Source organism: Streptomyces sp. KLMMK, assembly GCF_036961605.1.
Taxonomy (GTDB): domain Bacteria; phylum Actinomycetota; class Actinomycetes; order Streptomycetales; family Streptomycetaceae; genus Streptomyces; species Streptomyces telluris.
In genome coordinates, this window is sequence record NZ_JBAMDC010000043.1 from 1 (window position 1) to 24561 (window position 24561).

Annotated in this window: 24 protein-coding genes and 1 pseudogene; 13 read left to right on the forward strand and 12 right to left on the reverse strand. The window is 69.2% G+C overall.

Annotation, left to right across the window (positions count from 1 at the left end; translation table 11 throughout):
- On the reverse strand, positions 1-681 hold a 681-nt coding region (locus V7793_RS10825), incomplete at its 3' end, for a lanthionine synthetase LanC family protein (RefSeq protein ID WP_336004888.1).
- Positions 682-701: 20 nt separating this feature from the next.
- Complete coding sequence (locus V7793_RS10830; RefSeq protein ID WP_168094306.1) at positions 702-887, reverse strand: hypothetical protein; 186 nt, start codon at positions 885-887, stop codon at positions 702-704.
- 162 nt (positions 888-1049) lie between these two features.
- Between V7793_RS10830 and V7793_RS10835 the strand changes: the two genes are divergently transcribed.
- Positions 1050-2132 carry an NAD-dependent epimerase/dehydratase family protein gene (locus V7793_RS10835; protein ID WP_336004898.1) on the forward strand — a complete coding sequence of 361 codons (1083 nt, stop codon included), beginning with the start codon at positions 1050-1052 and terminating at the stop codon, positions 2130-2132.
- Positions 2133-2141: 9 nt separating this feature from the next.
- On the opposite strand, the gene V7793_RS10840 is transcribed toward V7793_RS10835, so the two are convergent.
- Positions 2142-2573 (reverse strand): hypothetical protein, encoded by a 432-nt coding sequence (locus V7793_RS10840; protein ID WP_336004901.1) that lies wholly within the window; start codon positions 2571-2573, stop codon positions 2142-2144.
- A gap of 99 nt (positions 2574-2672) precedes the next feature.
- Here V7793_RS10840 and V7793_RS10845 point away from each other — a divergent pair, with 99 nt between their 5' ends.
- The 3 genes and pseudogenes from V7793_RS10845 to V7793_RS10855 all read left to right on the forward strand — a co-directional run.
- The gene (locus V7793_RS10845) at positions 2673-4628 is read left to right on the forward strand and encodes an ABC transporter ATP-binding protein (RefSeq protein ID WP_336004905.1); all 1956 of its coding nucleotides are present in this window, start codon (positions 2673-2675) and stop codon (positions 4626-4628) included.
- Between the two features lie 101 nt (positions 4629-4729).
- Positions 4730-5611, forward strand: coding sequence for an LLM class F420-dependent oxidoreductase (locus V7793_RS10850; RefSeq protein ID WP_336004909.1), 882 nt, complete (start codon positions 4730-4732; stop codon positions 5609-5611).
- Between the two features lie 117 nt (positions 5612-5728).
- A pseudogene (locus tag V7793_RS10855) lies at positions 5729-6367 on the forward strand (histidine phosphatase family protein); the annotation flags it as partial.
- Between the two features lie 45 nt (positions 6368-6412).
- Here the strand turns inward: V7793_RS10855 and V7793_RS10860 are convergent.
- The 4 genes from V7793_RS10860 to V7793_RS10875 form a co-directional block, all read right to left on the reverse strand.
- Positions 6413-7774, reverse strand: a complete 1362-nt coding sequence (locus V7793_RS10860; protein WP_336004913.1) for an aldehyde dehydrogenase family protein — start codon at positions 7772-7774, stop codon at positions 6413-6415.
- The gene (locus V7793_RS10865; RefSeq protein ID WP_336004915.1) at positions 7774-8832 is read right to left on the reverse strand and encodes an AMP-binding protein; all 1059 of its coding nucleotides are present in this window, start codon (positions 8830-8832) and stop codon (positions 7774-7776) included. The genes V7793_RS10860 and V7793_RS10865 overlap by 1 nt, the downstream gene beginning before the upstream one ends.
- A 143-nt stretch (positions 8833-8975) precedes the next feature.
- On the reverse strand, positions 8976-10088 hold the full coding sequence (locus V7793_RS10870) for an NAD(P)/FAD-dependent oxidoreductase (RefSeq protein WP_336004920.1): 1113 nt from the start codon (positions 10086-10088) through the stop codon (positions 8976-8978).
- Positions 10085-11146 (reverse strand): hypothetical protein, encoded by a 1062-nt coding sequence (locus V7793_RS10875; RefSeq protein ID WP_336004922.1) that lies wholly within the window; start codon positions 11144-11146, stop codon positions 10085-10087. The genes V7793_RS10870 and V7793_RS10875 overlap by 4 nt, the downstream gene beginning before the upstream one ends.
- Positions 11147-12134: 988 nt before the next feature.
- Between V7793_RS10875 and V7793_RS10880 the strand changes: the two genes are divergently transcribed.
- The gene (locus tag V7793_RS10880) at positions 12135-12665 is read left to right on the forward strand and encodes a GNAT family N-acetyltransferase (RefSeq protein ID WP_336004927.1); all 531 of its coding nucleotides are present in this window, start codon (positions 12135-12137) and stop codon (positions 12663-12665) included.
- Positions 12666-13049: 384 nt separating this feature from the next.
- Entirely contained in the window at positions 13050-13184 is a 135-nt protein-coding gene (locus V7793_RS10885; RefSeq protein ID WP_336004931.1) for a hypothetical protein, read from the forward strand.
- A gap of 94 nt (positions 13185-13278) precedes the next feature.
- On the opposite strand, the gene V7793_RS10890 is transcribed toward V7793_RS10885, so the two are convergent.
- On the reverse strand, positions 13279-13845 hold the full coding sequence (locus tag V7793_RS10890) for a nucleoside deaminase (protein WP_336004934.1): 567 nt from the start codon (positions 13843-13845) through the stop codon (positions 13279-13281).
- A 157-nt stretch (positions 13846-14002) separates the two neighbouring features.
- Between V7793_RS10890 and V7793_RS10895 the strand changes: the two genes are divergently transcribed.
- The 3 genes from V7793_RS10895 (at position 14003) to V7793_RS10905 (ending at position 16926) form a co-directional block, all read left to right on the forward strand.
- Positions 14003-14932, forward strand: a complete 930-nt coding sequence (locus V7793_RS10895) for an antibiotic biosynthesis monooxygenase (protein WP_336004939.1) — start codon at positions 14003-14005, stop codon at positions 14930-14932.
- A 45-nt stretch (positions 14933-14977) separates the two neighbouring features.
- On the forward strand, positions 14978-16363 hold the full coding sequence (locus V7793_RS10900; protein ID WP_336004943.1) for an FAD-binding oxidoreductase: 1386 nt from the start codon (positions 14978-14980) through the stop codon (positions 16361-16363).
- Positions 16364-16656: 293 nt separating this feature from the next.
- Positions 16657-16926 carry a hypothetical protein gene (locus V7793_RS10905; RefSeq protein ID WP_336004946.1) on the forward strand — a complete coding sequence of 90 codons (270 nt, stop codon included), beginning with the start codon at positions 16657-16659 and terminating at the stop codon, positions 16924-16926.
- Between the two features lie 73 nt (positions 16927-16999).
- Here V7793_RS10905 and V7793_RS10910 read toward each other — a convergent pair whose 3' ends face one another.
- On the reverse strand, positions 17000-17653 hold the full coding sequence (locus tag V7793_RS10910; protein WP_336004950.1) for a TetR/AcrR family transcriptional regulator: 654 nt from the start codon (positions 17651-17653) through the stop codon (positions 17000-17002).
- A 187-nt stretch (positions 17654-17840) separates the two neighbouring features.
- On the opposite strand from V7793_RS10910, the gene V7793_RS10915 reads away from it, so the two are divergent.
- A complete protein-coding gene (locus tag V7793_RS10915) occupies positions 17841-18494 on the forward strand; it encodes an SRPBCC family protein (protein ID WP_336004954.1) in 654 nt (217 codons plus the stop codon).
- A gap of 23 nt (positions 18495-18517) precedes the next feature.
- Here V7793_RS10915 and V7793_RS10920 read toward each other — a convergent pair whose 3' ends face one another.
- Positions 18518-19111, reverse strand: coding sequence for an MBL fold metallo-hydrolase (locus V7793_RS10920; protein ID WP_336004957.1), 594 nt, complete (start codon positions 19109-19111; stop codon positions 18518-18520).
- A 130-nt stretch (positions 19112-19241) separates the two neighbouring features.
- On the opposite strand from V7793_RS10920, the gene V7793_RS10925 reads away from it, so the two are divergent.
- Positions 19242-20150 carry a GlxA family transcriptional regulator gene (locus tag V7793_RS10925; protein ID WP_336004988.1) on the forward strand — a complete coding sequence of 303 codons (909 nt, stop codon included), beginning with the start codon at positions 19242-19244 and terminating at the stop codon, positions 20148-20150.
- Here V7793_RS10925 and V7793_RS10930 read toward each other — a convergent pair.
- Positions 20134-20868, reverse strand: a complete 735-nt coding sequence (locus V7793_RS10930; protein WP_336004992.1) for an aspartate/glutamate racemase family protein — start codon at positions 20866-20868, stop codon at positions 20134-20136. The genes V7793_RS10925 and V7793_RS10930 overlap by 17 nt on opposite strands.
- A 184-nt stretch (positions 20869-21052) precedes the next feature.
- Between V7793_RS10930 and V7793_RS10935 the strand changes: the two genes are divergently transcribed.
- The gene (locus V7793_RS10935; RefSeq protein WP_336004959.1) at positions 21053-21790 is read left to right on the forward strand and encodes a hypothetical protein; all 738 of its coding nucleotides are present in this window, start codon (positions 21053-21055) and stop codon (positions 21788-21790) included.
- A 241-nt stretch (positions 21791-22031) separates the two neighbouring features.
- Positions 22032-22982 carry an amidohydrolase family protein gene (locus V7793_RS10940; RefSeq protein WP_336004962.1) on the forward strand — a complete coding sequence of 317 codons (951 nt, stop codon included), beginning with the start codon at positions 22032-22034 and terminating at the stop codon, positions 22980-22982.
- A gap of 31 nt (positions 22983-23013) precedes the next feature.
- On the opposite strand, the gene V7793_RS10945 is transcribed toward V7793_RS10940, so the two are convergent.
- Positions 23014-24330 (reverse strand): M14 family metallopeptidase, encoded by a 1317-nt coding sequence (locus tag V7793_RS10945; protein WP_336004965.1) that lies wholly within the window; start codon positions 24328-24330, stop codon positions 23014-23016.
- Positions 24331-24561 lie beyond the last annotated feature (231 nt).

The window sequence follows — 24561 nt, forward strand, 5'->3', positions numbered from 1 at the left end:
ACCGGGGTGTCCGTGGCCGTCGGCGTGCGCGGCGATCCGCCAGCGCGGCGCGTCGGGCGGACCGGCCAGCCGGACGAGGTGGCCGACGAGCACCGTGACGGCCTCCGTGACGGCCGGACCGGCGTCGGCGGCCGTGACGAGGTAGCCGAGCAGTCCGGCGGCGCCGTTGACCGCGTCGTAGTCGTGGTCCTGTACGCCGTCCTCGCCATGGCGCCAAGGGTGATCCCGGACGCGTTCGGCCAGCGCGCGGTCGAGGGAGCGCCGGACCGTGCGGTAGCGCGGGTCCATGGCCTCGGCCGCGGCGAAGGTCAGGGCCACGCCACCGAGGCCGCCGTGCATGCCCAGTCCGGCGACGGGCCGGGCCCGGGTGGCCTCGGCAAGGGACTTCAAGTGCGTGTGGGCCACGGCGTCCCAGCCCTCGCCGGGCAGGGCGCGGGCGAGTTCGGTCATCAGCAGGGCGACGCTGGGCAGCCCCGAGGACAGCGCGGTGGGCCAGAACTCGAAGCCGCCCGCCGACCGGCTCCGGGCCAGGTCCGCGTACCGGGGCGCCGCCTCCGGGTCACGCAGCCGGCCCGCCGCCTCGCGCACGATCCCGAGGGCCGTGTCGCGTGGCGACGTGCGGACCGGGACGTCACGGCCGCAGCGGGTTGCGGGCGCGACGGCCGGGACGTCCCGTTCCATTTCGACGTTTCTCCAGCCCGTCAGCGACCGAACGCGGTCGGGTCGCCCTCGGGGCTCTCGGAGCCCGAACAGCACTTGGTCCAACGGCAGCTGTACGGGTGGGTGCACCACCAAGCCGTGGGCTCGGTGTCCAGGGCGTCCGGCGACGCGATGTGAATGTCGAGGTCGAACTCACTGTCCAGGTCGATCAGCGTTGCGGATGACACGACGGATCACTCCTCTAGGAACTTCTCTTGAACAGTTTTCAACACGCGTTCACAGAAGCTAAGTTGCGTTCGAACATGTGTCAACAGTGATGTGAGGGGCTGGGGAATCGAACGACCGGTGTTCGTGCTCCCAGCCCGGCAGGCCGTGAGCAAGGGGGAGTCATGCACGTCCTGGTACTCGGCGGAACGGGTTTCCTCGGCAGGCCCTTGGTGGCGGGGGCCCTGGCGCGCGGCCTGCGCGTGACCACGTTCAACCGCGGGACGCACGGCCCGGACCACCCGGGCGCCGAGGCGGTGCGCGGTGACCGCACGCGGGCGGCGGACCTCCGGAGGCTGGCCGCGTGCGGTCCGTGGGACGCGGTGGTGGACACCTCGGGGATGCTCCCCCGGGACGTGCTCGCCTCGGCCCGGGAGCTGGAGGGGGCAGCCGGCCGGTACGCGTTCGTCTCGTCGCTGGCCGCCCTCGGCTGGCCGCGGACCGCGGTCACCGACGACTCCCGCCTACGGCCCTGCCCCTGCGACGCCGGCCTCGACGAGGCGGACTTCGACACCCTCAAGGCGGGCTGCGAACGGGCGGTCACGCAGGTCTTCGGACCGCGCTCCCTCATCGTCCGGCCGGGCCTCCTGCTCGGGCCGCACGAGGACCTGGGGAGACTGCCGCGGTGGCTGAACCGCGCCGCGCGGGGCGGCAGGATCCTCGCCCCGGGGCCGCCCGGCCTGCCGCTGCGCTTCCTCGACGCGCGCGACCTGGCCGGCTGGCTGCTCGACGCCCTCGACGGCCCGCAGCCGGCCGGGGCCTTCAACGTCACCGGACCGGCGGGGCAGACCACGCTCGGCGAACTGCTGACGCACTGCCTGGACGCCGTCGGCACCACCGGCGCGGAGACCGTCTGGGCCGACGGGGCCTTCCTGCGGGCCCACGACGTCCGTCCCTGGCTGGGCCTGCCGCTGTGGGCCGCCGACGACGCGGGGGCCTGGTCCGTGGACACCTCCCGCGCGGAAGCCACCGGCCTGCGCACCCGGCCCGTTGTCGAGACCGTGCGGGACACCTGGGCCTGGATGACGGCCGGAGGTACGGCGGGCCGGGACTACGCGGCCGGTGCCTACGCGCTCACCCCGGCGCGGGAGGACGCCCTGCTCCGGGCCTGGGACACCCGGCCCGGCGGAGCGGGGACGCCGGACGCGAACGGCCGGGCCGGCGGCCGGGGGACGGGGATCCGGGAGGTCCGGGTGCGGCAGGCGTGACGGAGCCGGTCAGCAACCCGAGCCGGGAGCGGGCGGAGCCGCGTCCAGCTTCCAGTGCCCCTTGTCCGCCTCCACGAGCGTCCATGCCGTGCAGGAGGGTGTACCGACGACGTCGACGCGCAGCGCGTCCCGGACCACCCGCACCGCGATCCGGTCCCCGGGGACGTCCTTGAGCTTGCCGAGGAAGGTCTCGGCGTATTTCTCGCCCGCCGTGTCGTCCGTGAAGCGTTTCTGCAAGGCGTCCGTGTCGCCCTTCCGCAGTTCCCGCTGCACCGCCTCCGCGAGCTGTTGCGGGCTCGATTCGCTGCCGTCGTCCTCTGTGGCGATGGAGAAGACGACGAAAATCAGCCATCCGGCGAACGCGGCGAAGAGCGCGAGGACGCCCAGCCGCTTGCCGAGCACATGCCGTCCGGACCGGGATGTGGTGGTCAGCCGAGTCATAAGTCCGATTGAACTACACGTGACAGGACAGGACATCGCTTTGAGACAGCGGCTTTCAGACGCCGGCGAACGACACCGGAACGGGAGGTGCTGGGCCCCGTGACGTCCGATCAGGAGCAGACGAACGACGCGGAACGGGAACTCTTCGGGGGCCGCCTCCGGATGGACGAGGCGTCGGCCCGGCACGAGCAGGTGCCGTTGGAGATCCCCTTCCACAGGATGGCCGGCCGGGTCCCGGCGTTGCTCGCGCGGTCCGCCGCGATGGCGTGGGCGGTGGACCGCGTCTCCCTCGTCATCGTGGCCGTCGCGGAGGTGGGCCGGGGCACGGCCACGGCCTTCGGGCTGCTGGCCACCAACGAGGTGCTGGTCGACCTGTTCGCGGGCGGCCCGACGCCGGACCGGGTTCGCGCCGCGCTGCCGTCCCTGCTGGTCGTGGCCGGCACGGCGGTCCTCGTCGCGCTGCTCACGGCGCTGTCCGCGCTGGCGGTGGGCCGGCTGGAACCCCAGGTGGAGCGGGCCGCCTCGCTCCGGCTGCTCTCCCACGCGATCCGGGTGGAGCTCGCCGACCTGGAGGACGCCCAGGTACGCCGGCTCCTGGAGACGGCCGAATACGGCACCGACGCCGCGCGCCGGCTGATCGGGCACGCCGTAGCCGTGATCAATGGCTTGATCTCACTGGTCGCGGCCGCGTGGGTGCTGACCGTGCTGCACCCGCTCCTGCTGCCCCTGCTCCTGCTCACCGCCATACCCAAGGGGTACGGCACGGTCCGCACGGCCCGCCGGGTCTACCGCAGCATCCAGCGCTGGCTCGACCACGTACGGGTGCGCAGACGCCTGTCCGACCTGCTGCTGGCCCCCGACCCGGCCCGCGAGCTCCGCGCCCACGCCGTAGGACCCCATCTGCTGCGGCGGTACCGGGAGCTCACGGATCAGTCCACGGCGGAGCAGAAACGGCTCGCGCTGGCCGCCGCCGGCACCGACCTGGCCGCCGGTGCCGTGTCCGGCGCCGCCACCGGGGGCACGTACGCCGTTCTCGGGCTGCTCCTGGTCTCCGGACACCTCCCGATGGCCGCCGCCGGCACCGCGGTGCTGGCCGTCCGCAACACCACGAGCCAGCTGTCCGGACTGGTGCGGAACGTCAACTACCTGTACGAGCAGTCGCTCTACCTCCTGGACCTGGACCGCGCGGTGGCCCTGGCCCGCGAGCGCGCCATTCCGGCCGGTGGCCGTCCGCTGACCGGACGGCCGGCCGTCCTGGAGCTCGACGACGTCTCGTTCACCTACCGGGGGCAGGCCGCCCCCGCGGTCACGGGCGTGAGTCTGCGCATTCCGCGCGGCAGCGTCGTCGCCCTGGTCGGGGACAACGGCTCGGGCAAGTCGACGCTGGCGAAGCTGATCGCCGGGCTCTACCTCCCGGACTCCGGCCGGCTCACCTGGGACGGCACCGACATCCGGGAGCTGGACCGCGACACCGTCTTCGACCGCGTCGCCCTCGTCGACCAGGACTTCCTCAAGTGGCCCTTCACGGCCCGCGCCAATGTCACCCTGGGGCGTCCCGAACGCGCCCACGACGAGGCCGCCCTGCAGCGCTCCGCGGCGTTCGCCGACCTGGACGGCTTGATCCGCAAGCTGCCCCGCGGCTGGAACACTCTCCTCGAACGCGGCTTCCACGGCGGTCAAGGACTCTCCGGCGGCCAACAGCAGCGCTTCGCCCTGGCCCGGGCCCACTTCCGCGACGCGTGCGTCGTCATCGTCGACGAACCGACCGCGGCCCTCGACGCCGCCTCCGAGATCGAGGTCTTCCACCGCATACGAGCCCTGGCCGACAGCGGCCGCACGGTCGTCCTCATCACCCACCGCCTCGCGTCGGTGCGCTGCGCCGACACCATCTACGTCCTCGACCGGGGCAAGGTGATCGAACACGGCGACCACGACGGCCTGCTGGCCGCGCAGGGCAGCTTCGCGGCGGCCTACCGCCTGCAGGCGGAACAGTTCCGGGACGGACCGGAGCAGCCCCCGTACGCCGGCACGACGACCGCATCCGGTGCCGGATAGGCGAAGACGTTGCCGAGAAGGCATTGATGGATAACTGATCGAGGTGACGTCGTCCCGCTCAATGGGATGACGGGATGATCATCGTGTGGTAGACAGTCATCATGCCTTCGCAGCGCCCTTTTCGCTTCGGTGTCAACATGTTCGTTCCCGGTTCGCGACGCGAGTGGATCGCGAAGTGCCGCAGAGCCGAAGAACTCGGTTTCGATGTAATCGGAGTGGCCGATCATCTGGAATTCTCCGCTCCATTTCCGGCAATGGTGCTCGCAGCCGAAACGACCGAACGGGTACGGCTGAGTACGTTCGTGTTGAACACACCGTTCTACAACCCCGTCCTTCTCGCGCGTGACGTGGCGAGCACCGACCAATTCGTCGACGGGCGCATGGAACTCGGGCTCGGCGCGGGCTACGTGAAGGCCGAGTTCGACACCGCGGGGATGCCCTTCCCCAGCGGCGGAAAGCGGGTCGAACAGCTGGAACAGACCGTCACCACGTTGCGCAGCCTGTTTGCGGACCCCGCATACCAGCCGCGTCCGGCCCAGCCGTCCGGACCGCCACTGCTGATCGGGGGCTGGGGCGACCGGCTGCTGCGGCTGGCCGCCGCGCACGCCGACATCATCGCCTTCACGGGAGGCTGGGCCAACACCGCCGGCGATGTACTTCATCTGGCCGGCATCGCGCAGACGGAAGAGCGGGTCGCCTACGTGCGCGGTCTGCTCGGTGACCGCGCCGACGCCGTGGAGCTCAATATTCTGATACAGCAGGTGATTCCGCCCGCCGAACGCACCGCGATACCCGACAGATTCGAGCCGCTGCCGCCCGACGCCGCGCACGGCCCCGAGGACCTGCCCTCCGTGCTGATCGGAACCCCGGCGGAGATGGCCCAACAACTCAAGGAACGCCGCGAACGCTACGGCTTCACCTACTTCACGGTCATGGAATACAACATGGAGAACTTTGCCCCGGTCATAGCCGCGCTTCGCTGAACCGCACAATTCGCCGCAATGCCGCCGGCGACGGAGGCTGTGATGGAAAGGGGTGACCCGATGAGTATCGGCGCCGGAACCAGTCCTGAAGCGGGAGGTGTGAATTCCGCGCCCGCCGGCCAGGGCACCCCCACGACCCTTTTGCTGCTACGCCACGGTGAGACTGTATTGACACCGGAGAAGCGGTTGTCCGGCAGCGGCGGCTCCGACCCGGCGTTGTCCGAGGCAGGGCAACGGCAGGCCGAGGCCGCCGCGAGGATGCTCGCGGCACGCGGCGCGGTGCAGGCGGTGGTCTCCTCACCGCTGCGCCGAGCCCGGCAGACGGCCGAGACGGCGGCACGACTGCTGGGCCTGGAAGTCCAAGTCGACGAAGGGCTCACCGAGGCGGATTTCGGCGCCTGGGAGGGACTTACGTTCGCCGAGGTGCGCGAGCGCTACCCGGACGAGCTGGCAGCGTGGCGCGCCTCTGCGGCGGTGGTGCCGGGCGGAACCGGGGAGACGTTCACCTCGGTCGCGCGCCGGGCTGCGCTCTCACGGGACCGGCTCCTGGCCCGGTACAAGGGACAGACGGTGTTGGTCGTTTCGCATGTCGGGGTGTTGCGGACGCTGGTTCGGCTGGCGCTCGGCGCGCCGCCCGCGTCGCTGTTCCGGATGGAGCTGTCGGCGGCCTCGCTGTCGGCCGTCGCCTATTACGGGGACGGGAACGTGTCGGTGCAATCGCTGAACGACACGTCGCACCTGGCGGACCACCGCTGACCTCGCCAGTCGATGGGGCGGTGCCAGGCACGGCGCCCTCATCGGTCAGCGTCGAATCGTCTTGGTGCGCATGAGGAATTCAGCGAGGTATCCGTCGTGCGGCAGTCCGTGCTCCATCCACGGTGTCGGATGGTCACCGATGTAGACGTTGGCGATGGTCGGCTCGGCCACCAATGCGTCGATCAGGTTCTCGTCGGTGGTGACGGCGGTGAGGACCAGAGTGTCGCGCAGCGGCCGGATCCCGGCGTCACGGTCCCACGGTGCAACCCACGCACAGGGGAAGCCCAGTTCCATCCCGAGCTGTTCGGCGAACGGGCTGTCGAGCTGGTGCACCGCCGGCCGGAGCACCGCGGAACCATCGCCGAGATCGCCGACGATACTGTCACCGCCGAGCCACGCCTTGGTGCCCGCTGCCCGTTGCCGCAGATACGCGTCCCACCGGCGGGCGGGACCGATGGGCATCACGGGCAGGACTGCGCGTTCATCCGTCGCGGGCAGGCTGGGCAGCGCGGCGAGGCGTTCGGCGATCGCCTCGGCCACGGGGGAGGGGTCGCCCTCGACCAGTACGCCGGTGGCGTTGACGCAACCGACGCCCCCACCACTGCTGATCGACTCCACGATGGTGTCGACGATCGGCTCCCACTCGGTTTCGGCGGTGATGAGAATCTTGGAGCGCCCGGGGCCCTGCGGGAGAATGCGTCCATCACCCGCATATTTGCCCACGACCTCCGCACCGCCGTACACCATTCCGAAGTCGGCGTGCCGGAGGATGTCGTCGGCCACGTTGTGGTCGGTGGGCAGCAACGCGATTCCCTCGTCGCCGAAACCGGCCTCGCGCAGGGCGGTGATCAGCCGGTACGGGGTGAACGGCTCACGACGGGAGGGGCGCACGGCAACGCGATAGCCGAGCGCCAGGGCATCGAACCAACCCTGGTGCACCGCAGGGTGATTGCCCGCCGCATGGACGGCGAACACCTCACCGCGCCGGGTCCACACAGCCGCACCGCCCCGGGCCCGCGGATCGCGCCACGAGCCGACCGCGGCGGCCGGCCGCGCGTTCTCCACGCTGTCGTGGATCCGCTCGGCGGCCCGTGCGATGTCGTCGGTGGCATTGCGCACCACCGTGATCGGTATCCCGGTGACAGCGCTGACGGTGTGCTGATACTCCTGCGCCGTCATTCCCGCGACCGACTGCGTGGCGAAAGCCCGGCCCGCCTGCGCGATCGCCGCGATCCGTGTGCCGACGGGTAGCGCCGGCGCTCGGCGCAGGGCCTTTATCGCGCGGGTGATGTAGAGCGAGGGTGCGAGACTCAGGGTCGCGACCGGGTTTCCGGCAAGATCTCGAATGGTCTCCTGGCGCCGGGACCGATAGGGGCCGCCGGGGCCTAGAACGTCCAAGGGCAACATCAGTACACGCCCTCGATCACCTTCGTATCGTCGAAGGACGCCACGGGTGCGACGTCTGCGACCGAGTCACCGAAGCCCCCGTCCACCGGTGCGATCCGGGTTGCGTAGTCCCGCTCGATGTTGTTGACGTACAGGGCACTCCGGCTCATGTGATGCACGACTATCTGCCCGCGCTCGCCGTACGGAACAACCCGGCCGGTGCCGGGGTCGATCACCCGGAACGTGGTGTACGGAGCGAAGGAGTCGAACACGCACGGCTCGTCGTCACCGAGGCCGGGTCGCTCCACCGAAGTCCCCAGCATCATCGTGCCGCCGTACCCGCCGACGAACTTGGCGCTTCCGAACACCTCGTCGCGCAGCAGATCCCGGGTGTCCGCGTCCAGATGTGTACCACCCCAGATGATCGCGCGAACCTTCCGGTTCACCAACTCGACCAGGTCGTCATGCTGCGCGAGGCGCTCCAGCATCGGCGGGGTGGCGAAAAGAACACCCACATCCTGGCTGGCCAGAATGTAGCCGATCTGCTCGATGAGATGATCGGTGTAGGCCTCGGCCATGTCCGTCCGGCCCTGTGCCAGCATCTTCTTCACCCATCGCGGGTCCAGATCAATGCTGAAGTTCAGCCCGCCCCGAGTCATCGCTGCATCGACCGCCATCGCTCCGACATTGTGCGGCCCGGTGGGAACCGCACTGAGCCAGTCGACATTCCGAGGCACGCCATGAGCATCCAGTCGCTCGCTGAACCATTCGACGCTGCGCCGATGCCACTCCGCGGCGTACATCACTCGCTTGGGCTGCCCTGTGGTACCGCCGCTCTCGTAGACGGCCGCCCCGTGCTCGTCACCGTAGCCACGGGGGATCAGGTCACGGATGCCGACGTCGCGCAGCTCGTCCACCACGTTGGGGAACAAGCCGAGATCGTCGAAGTCCCGGACATCGGTCAGTGGATCGAAGTCGAGGGCCTCGGCCCGTTTCAGCCAGAACGGTGACCCGGTCTCCGGACTGAAGTGCCACCGCATCATCTCCCGAACGAACTCTCCGCCAGTGTGCTCGACCATGGGTTTTCCTCTCGAAAGAATTGAACGAATGCCCGGCGACTGCTCCATCGCGACCAGGGGACCCCTGCGGACGCTCCGCGAACCCCGACCCGCCACCGGGCGGCAGGAAAACCTTCACCTGCCGCCCGGTGGACCGGTCTCTCCTAGCTGCTCTCTGCCGGACCGCTGAGACAGCGGGCGGTGGAGAGGCCGGCCGTGTCGATCCAGGATTCCTTGCCGAGCACGAGGTCTCGGATGATCTCTCCGGCGGCAGGTGCTTGGCACAGCCCCTGACCGGAGAATCCAGCCGCGTAGAAGAACGGGCGGGAGCGATCGCGGCCGATGAAGGCCATCCCGTCCGGGCTGACATCCAGGTCTCCGCTCCACCCGTGCTCGAGGCCGTTGCCGGCGAGGGCCGGGTAGGTCGCGTCGAGGTGGCGTGAAACCCGTTGCAGCCAGGTCTGCCGGGTTTCCTCCGGAGCGGGGCGGCCCATCCCGACGAGGATGCGGTCTCCCCAGCTTCGAATCCGCAGGCTGGACGGGTGCATGGTCATCGGCAGAGCGTTGCGCGGGGCATTACCGGGGGTGTCGGTCAGGAGCATTTCGACGGGGTATGCGGTCACGGGAATGTGCACGTCGGCCATGGCGGCGACCGTTCCCGCCCAGGGCCCTGCCGCGCAGACGATGGTGTCGGCGCGGATGCTGCCCGCAGGCGTGTGGACCCGCCCATCCGGATCGATGCCGGTGACGGGTGTTTCCGTCCGCAGGATGGCGCCGGCCTGCTGGGCGGCCATGGCATAGCCGCGCACGATCGCGGCGGGATCGCAGGCGTAGGCCTCGGGCGCCCAGGCCGCGGCCAGGATGCTTCGCTCGTCGACCAGCGGGTTGAGCCGCGCCGCTTCAGCAGCGGTCACGAGTTCGACGTCCACTCCAGCTGCTTGCTGGGCAGCTCGGGTGTGCCGGAAGTCCTGCACCTGGTCCTCGTCGGAGAACAGCACGAGCAAGCCGATACGCTTCAGGCCGAGGTCGGTCCCGGTCCGTTCGGTGAAGGCGTGGTAAGCCGCCAGGCTCCGGACGGCAAGGCTGCTGATGAGAGCGTTGCCGGGAAAGTAGGTACGCACAACGCCCGCAGTGGTCCCGGACGATCCCGATCCGAGCGCGCCACGCTCCAGCAGGACGGTACCGAGGCCTGCCTCGGCGAGCTGGCACGCTATCGAGTTGCCGATGACACCTCCGCCGATGACGAGGGCATCCGTGCGTTCGGGGAGTTGGCTCACGACTGGCCGACCGATTCACTGGGGCGCAGTTGGCGCAGGTGATCTCCGGAGTCCCACGGGTACAGGTGCAGGTTCCAACCGCCCAAACAGTTGACGTAGAGGGCCAGTTGGCTCACCACGCTCAGGAAGTCGTCACGATCGAGCCGGTCGAGGCAGGCCAGGAAGCGCTGGGTGAAACTCCACAACTGCTCCAGGCCGCAGTAGCCCAGAAACTCGGCCGGAAGACCGACCAGCAGGCGCGCCATGTGGCGCAAGGAATCCATCGGCATGTCCTGGACCGCGGCCCGGACCAGACCGCCGTAGGTGGCATACCCCAGCGGGCGGGTCTCACCGTTGACGAACAACAGAGTGGGCAACACCGTCTCAAAGCTCCCCGCCCCGGACGGGATCACCCCGTCGTGGAGATCAGCGAGCTCCTGTGGTGCGGAAAGCCAAGCCTGTTCCGTCGCGGTGTACACATCGTGGATGAGACGGCTCGCGTCGGGATCTGCGGCGGTCAATTGCGGAATGCGGTGGCCGCCTTCGGTTCCCGCCTTGCGGACCTCCACCAGGATCGGCTTCTTCGTCGAATAGACCGAATCCCAGACCGCCTGCCCGGCTTCCTGCAGTGCGGGAATATCCTCCTGCCGGATTTGGCCCACCGGGGACGCCGGCATCGGTTCGGTCAACGTGCCGTACTTGATGCCCAAATGCTGGAGCGCGGAGCAGAATACGGTTCCATCGGGTGCTTCGCGGCGATCCGGTATCCGAGTGGACGCGGACAGGTGCAGCAGCGATGGTATCGGTGCCGCGTGATAGAGATGCTGTCCCGCCACCAGCGCGTGCCCCTGCAGACTCTGGTAGGGCAACGCCTCCCACAGTGCGTCGGCAAGTTCAGTGTTGCGACCGTCGAGTTCCGCGGTCACGGTGATACCCAGGTCGGGCCAGGAGATCTCGATATGCCGACCGGAAAACGTTTCAGTCAAGACTTTCCCCTGTTCAGTGAGATGCCGCCGCTGTGATTTCTCTGCGAAAGAGCCACGGACGGAGTCGGCTTTGGGCACGTTCAATCCGCTCACGTCAGCTGACGGCGATGACGAATGACTGCTGTTACTGATTGACGGCGGGGAGTGCGTGCAGCAGGGCGGTGACCCGTCCGGATTCGATACGGATCCTGTGCAGCACGCGCCGGCTCTTGAGCTGGGCGAAGGGCCGCTCTGCGGGGGACTCGCAGGCGTGCAAGGGCAGCGGCAAGGGCGTAGGCCGGGCCGGGGACCGGTGTGGCGAGGGCATCGAAGCCCTCGTTGACGTGTAGACCGGAGGGGGCAGCGAAAGGCTTCGTCGTGTTACGGGTGATTTTTCCGGTCTTGCATAAATGGCGGACTCTACATAATTCTTGGCGAATTATTCAAGAATATGGTCGCGCATGCCGACTCGTACGTCGCGCCGAAATGTCCGTATGCCGCACTTCGGATTGCCTGGACATATCTGTACATGATCACCCCTCCGGCGCGTCGGGGAAGGGGTAGGTAATTCAAGGGCTATACGGTCATCGGCGAACGCCCTGATGAAACCGTGCGCCCCACGAAGGGAAGCCTCGTTATGGATGTGTCCACTGACGGTAACTGGATCGCTAACCTGTAGCTGCCAACCGAACCGGTCTAACAAGGATCCCTCCGGGGTCTACCGAGGTCTTCCTAAACGATGCCGTCTCTCAATTAGAGAATACATGCCACGATCAACGGGTCAACCCTTCACATTGGATTCGACCCGCGGTACTCTGCAGCGCCGGTGGATGTGTGGAAGCCGTTCGGCAGACCGATGCCAGTGAGCGGATCGATGCATTCCAGTAAAGGAATCCGCAGGATGTGCCGGACGTTCACCAAGGCCGCGCCTCTGCCGGAATGTCGCGCCACCGGCCGCCTCGACCTGGCCACCGCCCGCCTGCCCACAGTGCGCCTTGCGCCCCGGAGTCGTTCCGCGCCGCGGCCGGCCCAGGGCGCGGATGTCCGGCAACCCCGCCGGTCCTCGTGCGGTGGCCCGTTGGTGTGTGCCTAAGCTTCGGCCGTGAACGACACCACTCACGGCATACGGATCAGACCGGGCTGCCCGGCCGACGCGCCGGCCATCTTGGGCATGCTGGACTCCGCGGTGGTCTGGATGAACGACCGTGGCAATACCGAGCAGTGGGGCACGACGCCGCATTCGCAAAGGCCCGACGGGGTAACGAGGGTGGAGCGGTACACGACCGAGAACGCCCCTTACCTCGCGGAGCTCGACGGAGTACCTGTCGGAGCCCTGGTGCTGGACTCCGGCCCCAGCCCGCAGATGCCGATCGCACCGGCAGGAGAACCGGAGCGGTACGTCCGGCTGCTGGTCTCCGACCGGCGGTACGCCGGTCGGGGTATCGGGGCGGCGCTGCTGGCCCATGCCGCCGAGGAGGCCCGGCGGGCCGGCGTGAAGCTGCTGCGAGTCGACTGCTGGGCGGGCGGCGGGGGCGAACTGGTCGCGTTCTACGAGCGGAACGGTTTTGTCCCCACCGACCGGTTCTTGTCCGGTTCCTGGCCTGGGCAGGTGCTGGCCCGGCGGGTCGGCTGACGGAGGGCCGGCGCCGGATTCCGGCCCGGGTGGCCACGGTCACATCCCGTGACGCAATCAGTGCAGCATTCAACTGGCCGGGAATGTCCGACGAACAGCACCCGGTGCTTCGGGACGTTCCGCGAGGCCGTCGCCGCCTCCACGGAGGGACGGGTCACTGACGCGCCCCTGTCCGGCAAGGCCGCCGCGCGGGACCGGACGCTGGCCGACAGGCTCCGCGTGGCTTCCGCCGCGAGAGGCGGCCTGAATGCCGAGCTCGCCATTCTCTACGAGCACTGAAACTTCGGAGGCACGTCGATCATTCTCAACGGCGGCGCATGCCAGAGCGGGAACGGCCGTGACTATGCGGGCGAGTTCACCGATTGGGCGGACAGGATCAGCTCGGTGATTCCCGTCGCCTGCTGGATCGAGCTCTGGGCCGACCCCCACCAGACCGGGACGCACCAGGAGTACCGCGACTCCACGCCCTACGTAGGGGACGCCATGAACGACCGGGCAAATTCGTACGCTCTCCTGTAGTTCCCAGGCCGTAAGTTCAGGATGTAAGTCCAGGCCATAAGTCCTGTTCGGTGCGGCGGCACCGCCTCGTCCGTGAACCGGGCAAGCCCGGCTCTCAGTACGGGTGTCGGTTCGGCTTGTTCATCCAGGCGTCGTAGGCGTGCGCCCCGATTTCGGGATGGAGCTGCTCGATCTTGATCCGCCGCTCGTCGAGCGGCTTCGCGAAGTCCTCGTACTGGAATGAGTCGTCGAAACCGATGCGCCGGGTGTCGTCCAGGGCGCAGCTGAAGTAGACGGCATCGATCCGGGACCAGTAGATGGCGCTCATGCACATCGGGCACGGGGCGCCGCTGATGTAGATGGAGCAGCCCTGGAGCATGCGGGCCCGTTCGGGTACGGGGTCCGGTGAGCCTTCAGGGCGGGGGACGTATTCCAAAGTGCTTTCGTTCTGGTGCTCTTCGGCGATCGACGGCGCCTCCGGGTTGAGGTACTGCACCGCTTTGCGAATGGTTTCGACTTCGGCGTGGGCCGTGGGGTCTCCGGTCAGGAGGACCCGGTTCTGTCCACGGGCGATGATCTCCCCGTCGCGGGTGATCACTGCGCCGAAGGGGCCGCCCCAGCCGTTCTCCACGGATTCGGTGGCAAGGCGCACCGCCTCGGTGATGAGCTCTTTGTGTTCCATCGCGGCGTCTCCCGTCGGCGTCGGTTTCCCGCTGCGGAGAGGGCTTGCGGAGCAGGCAACCAAACGACCGGTTTGCCCTATAAATACCCTATCGACTAGGCTACTCCAGGTGAGTCCACGTGCAAGCCGCGACTCCACGGCCGAGAATGCCACCGTAGTGACCTCGCAGAAAGTGCGCGCAGGCCACGTCGACGAGTACCAGCGCTGGCAGAACCGGACGAACGAGGCGGCCCGCGAATTCGACGGGTTCGAGGGCTCCGAGGTGTACCCGCCCGGCGCCGGATCCGAGAACGAATGGGTGGCGGTATTCCGGTTCTCCGGAATCGAGTACCTCACCGCCTGGCTGGAGTCGGACCGCCGGCGGCAACTGCTCGCCGAAGGCCGGAGCCTTTTCGAAGAGGACCCGGCACAAGAGGTGCTCCGCGGCGGCACGAAGGCCGAGCAGACCCCCGAGACCGTCACCGCCGTCATCTCCCACCAGGTGAAGCCCGGGCGCGAGGAGGGCTTCCTGCGGTGGCAGCAGAAGGTCCTCAAAGCGCAGGAGAAGTCCCCCGGATTCATGGGATCCGAGCTGTTCAAACCGGTCGAGGGGGTCGAGGAACGCTGGGTCGCCGTCTTCCGGTTCGACTCCCGCGAGCACCTCGAGGAATGGCTCGCGTCCGATGCCCGCAGCAGACTGCTCGAAGAGGGGCGCGCCTACTTTGTCTCCTACGACGTGCGCAAGGTCGGCTCCGCGTTCAGCGGCTGGTTCCGCTTCGGCAAGGGCGCGCAGGATGCTGCTCCACCCAACTGGAAGCAGGCCATGTCCGTGATCCTCGCGCTCTATCCCACCGTCATGGTGCTGAACCTGACCGTGGGACGCGAACTGGACGATCTCGACGTGCCCGGATACATAGGCCTGTTCATCAGCAACGTACTGAGCGTCAGCATACTGACCTGGCTGCTGATGCCTCTGGTGAACAGGACTCTGGGCTTCTGGCTCGTACCCAGCCGCGCGCGCAGCCTCCGCGTCCACGTGGCGGGAGCGGCGGCAGTGGTGCTCTGTTATCTCCTGTTCATCGTGGTCTTCGGCCTGACAACCCACTGACCGGCCCCCACCGCCGGCCGCAACAGGCCCATCGAGGAGGCGAGGATGCCCGGGCACTCACCCTCACCCTCAGCACGCTTCGAAGGAGCACTGATCCGGCGAGGCGACCGCGCGTACGACAGCGCCAGGACCGCCGCGGTGTGGAACGGGCTCAAGCCGGAGCGCTTCCCCGAAGCCATCGTGCAGGCGGCGTCCGAGCGGGACGTTCCGGAGGCCCTCGCCTATGCACGCTCCGAGGGGTTCCGCATCTCGATACGTTCCGGTGGACACAACTGGTCCGGCTCCCAGCTCCGCGACGGGAGCCTGCTGATCGACCTCTCCCGGCTACGGCGGTGCAGTATCGCCCCGGGGTCGGCGACGGCCGCTGTGGAGCCCGCCGCCACCGGCGAGGACCTGGTCAGGGCACTGGCTCCGTACGACCTCGCCTTTCCTGTGGGCCACTGCCCTTCCGTCGCGGTGGGCGGGTTCCTGCTCAGCGGCGGACTCGGCTGGAACTCGCGCGCCTGGGGGCCGTCATGCGCCGACGTCCTGGAGGTCCGGGCCGTCACCGCCGACGGCCGGACGGTCACCTGCAGCGAGACCGAGAACCCCGACCTCTTCTGGGCCGCCCGCGGCGCGGGCCCCGGCTTCTTCGCCGTCGTCACCCGTTTCCGGCTCCGCTTGCACCCCCGCCCGGGGGCCGTCGTGACCACCAGGCTCACGTTCCCGCCGGCCGCAACAGGACCCGTGGCGGCCTGGGCGGAGCAGGTCGCACGCGAACTCCCGGTGAACGTCGAGACGGCCTTGGTCCTCACGGCTTCCGGTGAACCGAGCCCCGCGGCACCGCCCGGCCCGCGGATCCTGGTCGGCATGACCGCGTTCGCCACGACGCAGGAAGAAGCACTCGCCGCCCTCTCGCCCGCGGGGTCCTGCCCCTTCGCCGACAGCACGGTCCTCCGGCAGGAGCCCGAGCCGACGTCGTTCGCCCGCCTGCACCGGGGCGCCGACGCCGCATGGCCTTCTGCGCACCGGTACGCGGCCGACACGCTGTGGTCGCAGGAGCCGTACGAGACACAGCTGAACCGTATGGCCGACGCGGTGGCCCACGCGCCCTCCGGCAAGTCCCTCGTGCTCGCGCCGGTGCAGCCCGTATCCGAAGACCCCGCTCTGCTGCGGAACATGGCCTTCTCGCCGCTCGGCGAGTCCTACCTGGTGTGCTACGCGATCTGGGACGACCCGGCCGCGGACGCCACCAACGCGCAGTGGCTGCGGGACGCCATGGCATCGGCCGATCCGTCGGGCCACGGCGGGCGCTACATCGCCGAGACGGACCTGGAGGCCGACGCCTCCCGGGCCAGGCGCTCGTACGCACCCGCCGACTGGGACCGCTTGCAGGAGCTCAAAGCCGCATGGGACCCGGAGAACGTCTTCCACTCCTACCTGGCACCGTGACCCGAGGGAGCCCGGTGAGCGGGCTGCCGTAACTCCCCGATCGTGGGTGTCGTTATGCGGTGGGCGGAGGCCCATGATGACCACTGCGGGCTGCGGACCACTTCGTCGCACAGGAGGAAGCACTCGCCTTCATCGCGGGCTACACCACGGCCGTCATCTGCTGGTACTGGGATCCCGAACGGCCGGGGCTCCTCGCCCTCGGCCTGTTCACCGCCGCGGTCGCCTACGGCGGTATCGGCGTCCTCCTCGGGGCCTTCCTGCGCAACGAGTTGGCGGCGCTGTTCGTCATCATCATGGCGAGTCTGCTCGACACCATGCTGCAGAACCCCATGAGCAACACGGGAGCCGACAAGGACGGGCTCCAACTGCTCCCCGGCTACGGTCCGACGCAGGTCAGCGTCGCCGCAGGCTTCACCTCCACGGACACCCCGTACGGGTACCTCCTGTTCGGCCCCCTGTGGTTCCTGCTCATGCGGGGGCTCGGAACCGCCGCCTTCTTCGCCCGCACCCGCAACCATCTCCGAGTGCCCCCGAGCGCACAGCCGGCCCGGAGGCCGACGTGAGCCGCCACGAGATGCGCTTCGCCGGACTCTGGAGGGCACCGCTCCCGCCCGGCGCCCCGGGCCGTGGGCGTTGTCAGGCCGGGTGTGCCAGGAGGTCGTCCAGTTCGGCCGCGAAGAGCAGGGCGGGGTCGAAGCCCATGCCGGTGAAGTGGCCGGCGAGTTCCAGGGACAGGACGCCGTGCAGCCGGGTCCAGACGGCGAGGGCCCGGTGGAGGGCCGCGGGCGGGGCGGGGTGGCCGTCCGCCCAGCCCCGGTGGGCTTCCAGGTGGGCGGTGAACGCGGTCGCGGGACCGTCCGGGGCGAGCGCCGTGCACGCATCGAGCAGGCTTTTCATGATCTCGTCGGCGATGCCGGTGACGTCCTCGGGTGCCTGGTAGCCGGGGACCGGGGTGCCGTAGATGAGGAGATACCGCTGGGGGTCCTCCAGGGCCCAGGCTCGTAGGGCGTGGGCCAGTGCGGCCAGATCGGCACCGGTGGCGGAGGCCGTGCGGAGGGTCTCGGCGAGATTGCGGTACGCCTCCCGGACGAGTTCGGTGATCAGATCGTCGCGGCCGGCGAAGTAGCGGTAGAGCGCGGGTCCGCTCATGCCCATCTGTTTGGCGATCGCGTTGAGGGAGAGCGCGGACGTGCCCGCCGTGGCGATCTGCTCCCAGGCGTGCTTCTTGATCTCCGTGCGGACCTGGGTGCGATAGCGCTCCCGCGGGTTGCTCGCGTCTGTCGTCGCCATGGCCTGCCACCTTCCCCGTCTGCGTGGCTACACCTTCAAGATTTGGTGAGAGGTTATCACGTACCTGTTGACCCCTCACTTCGCATGCCGTTATAACTTCTAACGAAGGTTTGAGCGCCTAGCCACCTACGTGGAACGTGCGGTGCGGCTGCGCCCCACCGTGGACTCCGCGGACGAAGGGAACACCATGTCCGGCATCCGAAGCACCCGAAGCACCCGCATGCGCGCCGCCCTGTTCACCGTCCCGCTCGTCGCCGCCGGCATCCTGGGTGCCGCTGCCGTGCCGGCCGGGGCCATCGCCACCGCCTCTCACCCCGCCGAGTCCCTCACCTGCCGCGGGGAAGGCGTCGCCCCCGACGCCCTCGTTCGCTCCCGGGCCGAGACAGTGATCCACGCACCGCTGCGCACCATCTGGAAGCTGCAGACCGACGTGGAGCGCTGGCCGTCCTGGCAAGGGGGCGTCACGACCATGAAACGCCTCGACCACGGCCCGTTCCGCGAAGGTTCGGCGTTCCGGTGGACGACCCCCGTACCTCCCAACCCCACGACTCCCGCCACCAGCCTGGAGATCACCTCCACCGTCGAACAACTCCGGCACAACTCCTGCGTCCGCTGGACCGGACCCGCGGTCGCCGAAGGACTGCGCATCGACGGCGTTCACGTATGGAACTTCACCAAGGTCAAGGGCGGCGTCCGCGTGAGCACCGAAGAGACCCACACCGGTGCCGAGGTCGAAGCGAACGTCCCTGCCGCGACCGAGATCCTCCGTCAGGGCCTCGAAGCGTGGCTGCGCGACCTCAAGACCGCCGCCGAAGCCCCCACCCACAACCGGCCGCGCTGAACCACCGGAACCTCTCGACGGTCCTAGCGCGGCACCGTGTCGTCGGCCGGGAACGGGCCGCCGTGGCCGGGCACGATCAGGTCGGCGGCGGCCAGCACGCGGAGCCGGGAGGCGCGCAGTATCTCGCGGTCCGGGGCGACGGGGTCGTCCGCCGGCCCTTCCGAGTGCCACCACAGGTCGCCGGCGAACGCCACCACGCCCGCATCTGTGCCGGCCAGCAGGGTGATGTCCTCGGGGCTGTGTCCCGGGGTGCGGATCAGACGGAGTGACGGGGTGAGTTCGTAGCCCTCCGCGTCCCTGTTCTTCCACTGGTCACCCTGGTACTCCACCTTGTGGTCATGGACCCGGGCCCGGCCGAACAGGCCCACGTTCATGGTGTTGTCCGGGTGGTGGTGGCTGAGGACCACGTCGGTGATGTCGTCGGGCCCGAGGCCCAGCTCCGCGAGCGGGCCGAGGATGTCGTCGCGGCTCGCCACCATGCCCGGGTCGAAGATCACATGCCGGCCGGCGTCGGAGACGTACGAGACGGTGGCGGCGACTCCGGGCCCGGTGGAGCCGACGTAACCGGTGGTCAGGATCGTGTACACGGCGCTGCGGCCGAGCGGTGCGTCTGTCATGGCCTCAATCCTTCCGTCCCGGAAGGCGGTTCACGAGTGGCACTTCTGCCGCTGATCGCAGGTTTCGTGCCACACTGCTCGCGTGCCTCCTTTCGCAACCGTCGCCGCGTACGCGCCGCCCGGAGTCGGCATGCTCGCCGTCGGCATCGTCACCGAGGTGTTCGCCCCGCACGGGGAAGGGTTGCCCGGCTTCGACTTCGCCCTGTGCACCGACCGGCCCGGGCAGGTCCCCACCGACGTCGGCGTGCCGCTCGCCATCGAGCACGGCCTGGACCGGCTGGCCGCCGCCGATCTGGTGATCGCCCTGCCGTGGGCCGGGTTCCGCAACCCGCCCGCTCCCGCCGTGCTCGACGCGCTGTCGACCGCGCACGAGCGTGGTTCGCTGGTCGCCGCCCACTGCGTCGGCGCGTTCGCGCTCGCCGCGGCCGGGCTGCTCGACGGCCGGCGCGCCACCACCCACTGGCGGTTCGCCGGACTGCTGTCACGCAGCCACCCGGCCGTCACCGTCGAACCCGACGCCCTCTACATCGACGCAGGGCGGATCACCACGGGCGCGGGAGCCGCCGCGGGCTTCGACCTGTGCCTGCACCTGCTGAGACGGGAGTACGGAGCCGCGATGGCCAACGCCATCGCCCGGGACATGGTGCTGCCCGCCCACCGCGACGGCGGGCAGGCGCAGTACCTGGCGGCCCCCGTCCCGGAGAACTGCCAGGACGAGCGTCTCGCCGAGGTGCTCGCCTGGGCCCGCGAGCACCTCCACGAACCGCTGCCCGTCGCGGAACTGGCCCGGCGCGCCGTGATGAGCAAACGCTCCTTCGCCCGCCGCTTCGCCGCCGCCACCGGGACCACCCCGCACGCCTGGCTCCGCGGACTGCGACTGAGCAGCGCCGAGGAACTCCTGGAGACCACGGACCTACCGGTCGAGGAGATCGCCCGCCGCGTCGGATACGGAAGCGCGGCCGTCCTGCGCGAACAGTTCGTACGCCGCCGGGGAGTGCCGCCCCGCTCCTACCGCCGCTCCTTCACCAACGCGCCGTAGCGGCAGGGGCGACCCCTCGATCGGCGTGTGCGCCCAGGGCCGCGTCGACCGCTGCCTCGGCGTGCAGACGGGCAGTGGGAAAGAGCGGCACGGGGCTGTCCTCGGGGCCGAGGAGCAGCTCGATCTCGGTGCACCCCAGGATGACGCCCTCGGCGCCCGCGGCGACGAGCTCCTCGACGACCCGGCGGTAGGCCGCCCGCGACTCCTCGCGGACGACGCCCACGCAGAGCTCCTCGTAGATCACCCGGTGAACGAGCGCACGTCCCTCGGCGTCCGGGACGCACACCTCAAGTCCGCCCGCCGCGAGTCGGCCCCGGTAGAACTCCTGCTCCATGGTGAACGCGGTGCCCAGCAGCCCCACTCGGCGCAGTCCCGCGGCGCGGACGGCGGCCGCGGTGGCGTCCGCGAGGTGCAGGAGCGGGACCGAGACCGCCGCCTCGACGGAGCCGGCGACCTTGTGCATGGTGTTGGTGCAGATGAGCAGCAGATCGGCGCCGGCCGCCTCCAACGACCGGGCGGCGCCGGCCAGGACGTCCCCGGCCTCCGCCCAGCGGCCCTGGACCTGCAGCTGCTCGATCTCCGCGAAGTCCACGGAGTAGAGCACGCATCGGGCCGAGTGGAGACCGCCGAGCCGCTCACGCGTCCGCTCGTTGAGGATCCGGTAGTACTCCGCCGTCGACTCCCAACTCATCCCGCCGATCAGCCCGATCATCTTCATGCCTGTGTCCACGCTCGTGCTCCCGCTCCTCGTACGTCACCGCGCTTACGCGAACCATAAGGCAGGGGCTGGATGCATGGCACCTTGATAAGGATTGCTTTGAGTGCTTCAAGGTGTCGCCCCCAGCCGAGTGGTTTGCGGATCGGACTGCCGGCCGTGTAAACCCCGGTGGGTGGATCCTGTCGTGCCTCTGCAGCACATCCCCTCTCCTGTTACACCGCTGGACGGCGAGGAGCTGTTCATCGGCGCGGGAGGAGCGACCGTTCTCGATTTCTGGCGGTACGCCCTTCCGGATCTCAAGACCAACACCACCCGGGGCCTGCTGGCGGAGTTCCTCGTACACCGCGCTGTCGGTGCACTGCAGCGGAACCAGGAGTGGGAGAGCTTCGACGTGCTGGCTGTCGACGGGCTGAGAATCGAGGTCAAGAGCAGCGCCTACCTCCAGGCGTGGAGCCAGCGCGAAGTCACGAAGATCGTTTTTGATCGGCTCCGGACCCGCACCTGGAGTCCGCAGACCGGTGACGCGGCCGAGCCCAGCTTCAATGCCGACGTGTACGTCTTCGCCGTGCACACCGCCACCAGCCACGAGGACTACGACCCCCTGGATGTCGGCCAGTGGCAGTTCTACGTCGTCCCCGGCCCCGTAATCGAAGCCAACGGCACGAAGAGCCTGGCTCTGAATTCCGTGCGAGCCCTGGCTGGAGATTCCGTCCCCTACGCGGACCTGGCCGCCCGGATCCGCGCTGCTGACCCCCGTGCAACGAGGGCGGGCGCAGGGGGCGGCCCCGGCGTGGTCGAGCGGAGGGAGCGCGCGGTCGTGTCTGCCGGATGGGGGAGTGTTGTGCCACCTGGAGGTGTGAAAGCCGGTGAGGGTGCTTCGGGTGCACCCCGCGCGCCCTCCCGTACGCGTGCAGAGGAATGATTCAGTGGCGCCCTGTGACGAAAGTGTGCGGTGTGCCAGCACCTTCTCGAAGGCCTGGCCTGGCCTCCGGCGCACCGAATGAGCGGAGGCCGTCATCAGCAGCGCGACCCGGATCGGCAGGCGCCTCGGTATCGCCGGCGCGGTTCTGACGGCGGTGGCCATCGCCGCCTCTCCGGCAGGCGCAGGCAGCGCCTTGGCGGAACACGGCTGTTTCGACCGTGCTAGGGAGCCGTACACCTCGGTGGTCGACAGCCACCTCCACTTCCGTCCGTTCGGTGGCCGGCCGGTTCCGTTCGAGGAGCTCAACGGCTATCTGAACAAGAGCGGGGTCCACCACGCGAGTATCTACGGCATCGGGCAGACGCTGCCGGTGGACTCCGGCTGCACCTACTACCTCAACTGCCCCGGCACGCCCGTGGTGCCGAGTATGAAGAATGACTTCGCCAACGCCATGAACTACATGGAGGCGAAGCCCGAGGACCCCGGCCTCGCGCTCTCCATGACCTTCATGGACCTCAACCACCCCGAGACCATCCCGCCCGGGATCGCGCTCTACGACAAGGAGTTCCCGGGGATGTTCCGGTGGGCGGGGGAGGTGAACCTCGTCAAGCAGGCGCTGTTCCCCAATCACCACAAGTCCGCGACGAGCGAGAACATCAAGAACTGGGCGCCGTTCATGAAGGTGCTGCGGGACCGGGGGATTCCGATCACCATCCACTCGGATCTCGGCAACGACAAGGAACCGTTGAAGTACCTCCACCTGATGGAGGAGACCCTCAGGCGCTACCCGCAGAACAAGATCGTGTGGGCGCACATGGGACTGTCCAAGGAACTGTCCACCATGGACCCTGACGAGCACATCGCCCTCATGACAAGGCTCCTGGACGCCCATCCCGAGCTGAACCTGGACCTCAGCTGGCGCGTGCTGGAGGACCAGTACTTCAGTAAGCCCGGCGTCCGGCAGAAGTACGCCGCGTTCCTCGACCGTTATCCGACCCGGGCCATTCCCGGCACCGACTTCGTCGCGTCCCGGGACAAGGACTACAAGGTCTACGAGCAGGAGCTCGAGGTCACCAGCCGCATCAACAAGGCCTTGGGCGACAAGGCGTTCCGCCACATCGCCCTCGGGCAGAACTACTTCCGGCTGCTCGGCCTGAAGAAGGAGGCCCCGGAGGTGTGCGGGGCGGGGTGACGCCCCGCCCCGAATTTCTGCATTGCAGTCGTCAGCAGTGTTCCACGGGTTCGGCCGCGGTCAGTTCGTACGATGCCCTGGCGTCCAGCAGCAGCGGTACCAGGGCCCGCAGCGGCTGGCGCAGCGGGACCAGCGCACCGCCCGCGGGCGACGGGATGGTCTTGACGCCGTGCAGGGCGAGTTCGTCCTGGATGTCCGCGTACTGCTCTGCGGTCAGCCGGTAGGCGCAGGGCGGGTCGGGCAGGGTCCGGTCGGGGGGTGCGGGTTCGTTGTCGGCGCCGGCGAGGTGGACCGGGCCCCGGTCGGCTAGGCCTTTGACGCGTGCTGCGGCCGTGGCCGAGGTGATGTGCGCGCGTCGTTCGTCCGCGAAACTGAACGTCCCGTCCAGCGCGACGAGGTGGGACTCCACGCGACGCCGCTTGTTCACGGCCGGGTCCGTCTTCTCCGCTTCCGTCATCGGGTTGACGCGGCTCTCGATGAGCAGACCGATCGCGTGTTTGATGCCGGAGGTGTTGCGCAGGATGCGCTCCTGTCCGTCGCCGGCGACCTGTTTGACCGGGTCGCCGGTGGCGGGGTCGGTCCAGATGCCGTAGGTGCCGGTGCTGTGCCCGGCGTCCTGGGCGGCGGGGCGTACATAGTCCGCCGAGAGGGTCTGTGCCTCCCGGTGCACGCGCGGATCGGTGTTGAGGTTACGGGGCCAGAGGTCGAACAGGTCCTTGTCGTAGTACGGCGGGGTGGCGCCGTACTCGTGCAGGTCGTAGACGATGTCGGGCCGGTGGTCCCGGATGACGGCGGCCAGTGCGCGGCTCTCTGCGGTCCTGAGAGCGAGGTGGTCGCGGTTGATGTCGACGCCGTCCGCGTTGGTGCGCGTGTCGGCGGCGCGGCCGTCGGGGTTGGCGGTGGGGACGAACAGGACGGTGGTGCGTTCGAGGAAGCGCAGCGTATCCGGGTCCGTGGCGCGGGCGAGGTCGCGGATGCTGATGAGGCAGGCTTCCCGGCCGGCGGGTTCGTCGCCGTGCTGGCTGCAGGTGAGAAGGAGGGTTTCGGCGGTGCGGTGGGCCGGGCCGATGCGGACCAGCTGGATCGGCCGGCCCTGGCGGGTGGTGCCGATACGGCGGACGGCGGCGCGGTCGCTCGACCGGTCGAGGGCGGCCAGGAGGCGCTGTTCCTCGTCCTGGGTGGTCCAGCGGGTTCCGTTGCTGAGTTCGAAGCCGGTTTCGAAGCCGGTGCGGTGCGGGGTGTGAGCGGCCTGCGCAGGTGCCTGGACGAGCGTCACGGCGAGTGCGGCAGCGGCCAGGCCGGTGGCCAATGTGCGCGTACGGGTGCGGGTGCGGATGCGAGCCGTCATCGGTGGGCGCCCAAGGGGCCAGGGCCGGGACCGGGACCGGGACCGGCCGACCGGTCGAAAGGGGCGGCATACGGCCGCTGTCAGGAGCGATCTGTACGTCATGCGGGTGGTCCGCGCGCGTGTCCCCATGGGGCGGAAAGTACTCCGGTCCACTCCTGCGCAACAGAGTGCCGAACCTGATGGCCCTGTTGGCCTTGGTGCCGCCTTCGCACGCGCCGTGCCCCCTGGTCG